This is a genomic window from Streptomyces aureus, assembly GCF_001418135.1.
Lineage (GTDB): Bacteria > Actinomycetota > Actinomycetes > Streptomycetales > Streptomycetaceae > Streptomyces > Streptomyces aureus_A.
The window spans coordinates 1-5469 of record NZ_LIPQ01000607.1; the positions used below are offsets into that span (position 1 = coordinate 1).

The following is a 5469-nucleotide window of genomic DNA, read 5'->3' on the forward strand; positions in this document are numbered from 1 at the left end:
GGACTCAGCACGGGCGGACTCAGCACGGGCGGACTCGCCCCCGACGGACTCCGCGCCGCAGGGCCGCCCCGTGTCGAGGCCCGCTCGGCGCCACCCGGAGCCCGCCCGATGCCACGAGCCTGCTCCGGCACCCGTGCGGCCTCCTCCGCGGCCCGGGCGGCGTCGCCGAAGGGCGGGGACGGCCTCTCCGTCGCCCGCTCGCGCGCTGCGCCCTGCTCCACCCGGGTCCTCCTGCGGCCTCGTGCCGGGCCCGGCTCGCTTCGCCCGGGTCCTCTGTGCACCATAGGCGAACGGACCGGCATCAGGGGTGTGAGGGCTGCCTCGCTGGTCGCGGCCCCTTGCCCCGTGGTGAGAGGTGACTCCGAATCGGGTAAGGTAAGGCTAACCTGCCAACGCTCGCGATTCGGTGGTCCGCATGACCGTCCCCGCCCTGTTGCCCGCCTCTCCGACCTCGCCCGTCGCGGCCTCCTACGCCCGGCTCGCCGAGGTCTTCCCCCATCTCCGGATAGAGGAACACGTCCGCGGCGAGCGGTTGCCGCGCGGCGCGGGCTGGGTCGGGGCGGACGAGCTCGCGGCCGGCGGCCCCGACCTCGACGCCTTCCTCGCCTGGGACAACGCGCAGGTGCTGCGCGACTACGGCACCCAGGCCCGCCCCGACGTCGTCGCCAGCTTCGGACTGCACCGGTACGCCTGGCCCGCCTGCCTGCTCGTCACCGTCCCCTGGTTCCTGGACCGCAGGGTGCCCCGGCTGCCCGCCGGGAACGTGTCGTTCCAACGGGCGCTCGGGCGGATGGCCGTCCGGGTGGAGGAGTTCGCCTGCCTGCCCGACGACCCCGCGGCCTCGCTCCCCGGCGCCCGGGTGGTCGCCGACGAGGAAGCGCTGCGGGCCGAGGTGCGCGCCTCGCTCGCCGAGCACTTCGAGGCGATCCTCGACGGCTTCGGCTCCAGGATGCGCCGCGGCCGCCGCGCCCTGTGGGGAATGGCCACGGACGAGATCGTGGAGGGCCTCTGGTACGTCGGTGCCCTGTTCGGCGAGGAGCGGCGGGCGATGGACGAGCTCGACCTCCTGATGCCGGGCACCGTCAAGCCGTACAAGCCCTACGCGGGCGCGGCGGGCTTCCGTGAACTGCCCGGCACCGAGGGGCCGGACGGCGCCCCGCGCGCCACGCGCGACCGGGCGACCTGCTGCTTCTTCTACACGCTGCGCCCCGAGGACACCTGCCTCACCTGTCCCCGGACGTGCGACGCCGAGCGGGTTCGCCGGCTCACCGCGGCCGCCTGAGGCTCCCGAGTGAATACGCCACCCGGACGGGTGGCGTAAATCGAACTCAACCCCCCTCCCCTGCATGGGTGTTCGACCAGATCGCACCTATTCGTATGCCGTGGCACCCCGATGGCGTGCTCTTGCCCGGAAACCCCTTGAGCACCCCACGGGGTCGGCCAGTATGAGCCGCCTAACGCCCTACTGCGATGCAAGGGACACCGCATGAGACTGACCGACATATCGCTGGACTGGCTGCTTCCGGGTGGCGTCATGGTGGCCGGAGTCCTGACGGCGGTGGCGGTGCTCGCGCGCGGGAAGCGCGCCGGTGACCAGGCCGCGGCCGAGGACTCCTGGGAACGCAGCGAGGAGCGCCGCAGACGCAAGGAAGCCGTGTACGGCACCGCTTCCTACGTCCTCCTCTTCTGCTGTGCCGCGGTCGCCGCGGCCCTGTCCTTCCACGGACTCGTCGGCTTCGGCCGGCAGAACCTCAACCTCACCGGGGGCTGGGAGTACCTCGTCCCCTTCGGCCTCGACGGCGCCGCCATGTTCTGCTCGGTGCTCGCGGTCCGCGAGGCCAGCCACGGCGACGCGGCCCTCGGCTCGCGGCTGCTCGTCTGGCTGTTCGCGGGCGCGGCGGCCTGGTTCAACTGGGTGCACGCACCGCGCGGCCTGGGCCACGACGGGGCGCCGCAGTTCTTCGCGGGCATGTCCCTCTCGGCGGCGGTCCTCTTCGACCGGGCGCTCAAGCAGACCCGCAGGGCCGCGCTGCGCGAGCAGGGCCTGGTGCCCCGCCCGCTGCCGCAGATCCGGATCGTGCGGTGGATGAGGGCGCCCCGGGAGACGTTCGCCGCCTGGTCGCTGATGCTTCTGGAGGGCGTACGGACCTTGGACGAGGCCGTCGACGAGGTGCGCGAGGACCGGCGGGAGAAGGAGCAGAACCGGATCCGCCGGCGCGACCAGGTCAAGCTCGACCGGGCACGGCTGAAGGCGATCAACCGTCAGCACCGCGCCTTCGGGCTCGGCCGGGGTGGCGGGCGTCAGGTGGAGATGGCGGCGCTCAACGCCTCCTCGGGCTCCGGTACGGGCCCGGGTCCGGGGTCCGGCACCGGCTCGGGTTCCGGTTCCGCGTCGGCGTCCGTGCAGGCCGCCGTCGCGGAACCGGCCATAGCGGATCCGGGACAACTGCCGCTTCGCCCCCGGCCCTCCCTCCAAGCCGTCAGGGGTCGTGACATCCACACGAGCGACTCCCGGACGGTGGACCTGACCGCGGAGGACGACACCCAGACGCTGCCCCGTCTCGACTCCCTGGAGCGCAAGCTCAAGGACCTGGAGCAGCAGTTCGGCTGAGCGACCGCTCCGTCCGTCACACACCGGCGGGGCCGCCTCTCAGGCGGCCCCGCCGTTCAGTTCGAACCACACCACCTTGCCCACCCCGTGGTTCTCGACTCCCCAGGAGTCGGCCAGGGCCTCGACGAGGATCAGCCCCCTGCCGTGCGTACCGTCGTCGGCGGGTGGTACGCGCGGTGGCGCGAGACCGGGGACGAAGTCGCGGACCTCGACCCTCAGCTGCTCGGGCACGACCGTGGCCATCACGACGGCCCCGTGCTCCGTGTGGACCAGGGCGTTGGTCACCAGCTCGCTGGTGAGCAGTTCCGCCACGTCGGAGGCGCCCGGTCGGCCCCACTTCCCCAGCAGTTCACGCAAGGCATGCCGCACCTCCGGCACCGCGGTGAGATCGGCGCATCCCACCTTTCTGAGCAGTTGAGTCGGCTGTCGTGCCTCCCCGGCCATATCCCCCACCCACAGATCGCGTCGAACAGGCTCACGGGGATGCATGCCCCGCCAAATCGCCCGCATTCCCTCAGGGTCGGGGCACGTTGCGCAGGTTGGAGCGGGCCATCTGGAGCATCCGGCCCACTCCCCCGTCCAGGACGATCTTGCTGGCGGAGAGGGCGAAGCCGGTCACCATGTCGGCGCTGATCTTCGGCGGGATGGAGAGCGCGTTGGGGTCGGTGACGACGTCCACCAGGGCCGGACCCTTGTGCTTGAAGGCGTCCTTGAGGGCGCTCGTCAGATGCTTGGGCTTCTCGACCCGTACGCCGTAGGCCCCGGCCGCGCGGGCGAGGGCCGCGAAGTCCGGGTTCCTGTTCGTCGTTCCGTACGAGGGAAGTCCGGAGACCAGCATCTCCAGCTCGACCATGCCGAGCGAGGAGTTGTTGAAGACGATCACCTTCACCGGCAGGTCGTACTGCACGAGGGTGAGGAAGTCGCCCATCAGCATGGAGAATCCGCCGTCGCCGGAGAGCGAGACGACCTGCCGGTTCCGGTCGGTGAACTGAGCGCCGATGGCCTGCGGCAGCGCGTTCGCCATCGACCCGTGACTGAACGAACCGATGATCCTGCGCCGCCCGTTGGGGCTGAGGTAGCGGGCCGCCCAGACGTTGCACATCCCGGTGTCCACGGTGAACACGGCATCGTCGTCGGCGAGTTCGTCGATCACGGAGGCCACGTACTCGGGGTGGACCGGGACGTGTTTCTCGACCTTGCGGGTATAGGCCTTGACCACGCCTTCGAGCGCGTCGGCGTGCTTCTTGAGCATCTTGTCGAGGAAGCGCCGGTCGGTCTTCGCCCGGACTCGGGGGATCACACAGCGCAGGGTCTCGCGGACGTCGCCCCAGACGGCCAGGTCGAGCCGGGAGCGGCGGCCGAGGTGCTCGGGCCGGACGTCCACCTGCACGATCTTGACGTCGTCGGGCAGGAAGGCGTTGTACGGGAAGTCGGTGCCGAGCAGGATCAGCAGATCGCACTCATGGGTGGCCTCGTACGCGGCGCCGTAGCCGAGCAGTCCGCTCATACCGACGTCGTACGGATTGTCGTACTGGATCCACTCCTTGCCGCGCAGGGCGTGGCCGACCGGTGACTTGACCCGTTCGGCGAACTGCATCACCTCGGGGTGCGCCCCGGCCGTACCGCTGCCGCAGAAGAGCGTCACCCGGTCGGCCGCGTCGATCATCCGGACCAGGGCGTCGATCTCGGCGTCCCCCGGGCGGACGGTCGGCCGGGAGGTGACGAGCGCGGTCTCCACCGCCTTCTCCGGGGCCGGCTGGGAGGCGATGTCGCCTGGCAGCGCGACCACGCTGACGCCGCCGCGGCCGACGGCGTGCTGGATCGCGGTGTGGAGCAGTCGGGGCATCTGCTTCGGGTTGGAGATGAGTTCGCTGTAGTGGCTGCACTCGCGGAACAGCCGGTCGGGGTGGGTCTCCTGGAAGTAGCCCAGACCGATCTCGCTCGACGGGATGTGCGAGGCGAGGGCCAGGACGGGGGCCATCGAGCGGTGGGCGTCGTACAGGCCGTTGATGAGGTGCAGGTTCCCCGGACCGCAGGATCCGGCGCAGGCGGCGAGGCCGCCGGTGATCTGGGCCTCGGCGCCGGCGGCGAAGGCGGCGGTCTCCTCGTGCCGCACCTGGATCCAGTCGAGCGAGGGGGTACGGCGGATCGCGTCGACGACCGGGTTCAGGCTGTCACCGCCGACGCCGTACAGGCGCCGGACTCCCGCGCGGACGAGGATGTCGACGAACTGCTCCGCCACGTTCTGTTTGGCCATGGCTCCATCAACACATGGCCGGGCGGGTCGCGCCCGGCGGGTTGCGCCCGGTGGATGACGTCCGGTGCATGACGTCCGGTGGATGACGTCCGGTGGGTCACGCCTCCCAGACACCCACCCCCGTACGGTCGTCGGCGTAACCGGTCACCCTCAGCTGGGTGTCGGCGAGGAACGCGGCCAGTCCGGGCGCCTCGGGAGCGGCCCAGCGGGCCGCGAGCTCGCGGGCGAGGGCGGGTTCGCCGCGCATCGGCTCCGCCAGGCCGGGCGAGGCGAGGAGCAGCGTGTCGCCGGGGCGGGCGACGGAGGCGCGGAAGCGGAACGGCTCGGCGGGCGGCGGGACGGGCTCCTCGACGAGCGGTCCCGGCGCGGTCGTGATGCCGAGGTCCATGGTGAGCCGGTCGCCCTCCTCGGTCTCGGAGGCGGCGTCCTGCGGAGGCGGCGAGCCGAAGCTCACGACCGGGGCGCCGGTGACGGCGGCCGGCTCGGGCAGGAGCGGTTCGATGTCCTGCCAGGAGCCGTCGCGGAGCCGGAAGAGACCGCCGCCGCCGACGCCGAAGAAGACCCGGGTGCGGCAGTCGGGGTCGGCGGCGGCGGTCTCTTC

4 protein-coding genes and 2 pseudogenes are annotated in these 5469 nt (G+C 71.9%); 2 read left to right on the forward strand and 4 right to left on the reverse strand.

Annotated features, from left to right (window positions below; genetic code table 11):
* Nucleotides 1-221, reverse strand: a pseudogene (locus AOK00_RS39835) (hypothetical protein); the annotation flags it as partial.
* Nucleotides 222-415: 194 nt separating this feature from the next.
* On the opposite strand from AOK00_RS39835, the gene AOK00_RS34890 reads away from it, so the two are divergent.
* Nucleotides 416-1282, forward strand: coding sequence for a (2Fe-2S)-binding protein (locus AOK00_RS34890; RefSeq protein ID WP_055604136.1), 867 nt, complete (start codon nt 416-418; stop codon nt 1280-1282).
* 204 nt (nt 1283-1486) lie between these two features.
* The gene (locus tag AOK00_RS34895) at nt 1487-2611 is read left to right on the forward strand and encodes a DUF2637 domain-containing protein (protein ID WP_055604133.1); all 1125 of its coding nucleotides are present in this window, start codon (nt 1487-1489) and stop codon (nt 2609-2611) included.
* A gap of 39 nt (nt 2612-2650) precedes the next feature.
* On the opposite strand, the gene AOK00_RS34900 is transcribed toward AOK00_RS34895, so the two are convergent.
* The 3 genes and pseudogenes from AOK00_RS34900 to AOK00_RS34910 all read right to left on the reverse strand — a co-directional run.
* Entirely contained in the window at nt 2651-3055 is a 405-nt protein-coding gene (locus AOK00_RS34900; protein ID WP_107097521.1) for an ATP-binding protein, read from the reverse strand.
* Between the two features lie 70 nt (nt 3056-3125).
* Nucleotides 3126-4868 (reverse strand): pyruvate dehydrogenase, encoded by a 1743-nt coding sequence (locus AOK00_RS34905; RefSeq protein WP_055604135.1) that lies wholly within the window; start codon nt 4866-4868, stop codon nt 3126-3128.
* A 97-nt stretch (nt 4869-4965) separates the two neighbouring features.
* Nucleotides 4966-5469: pseudogene (locus AOK00_RS34910) on the reverse strand (protein phosphatase 2C domain-containing protein); the annotation flags it as partial.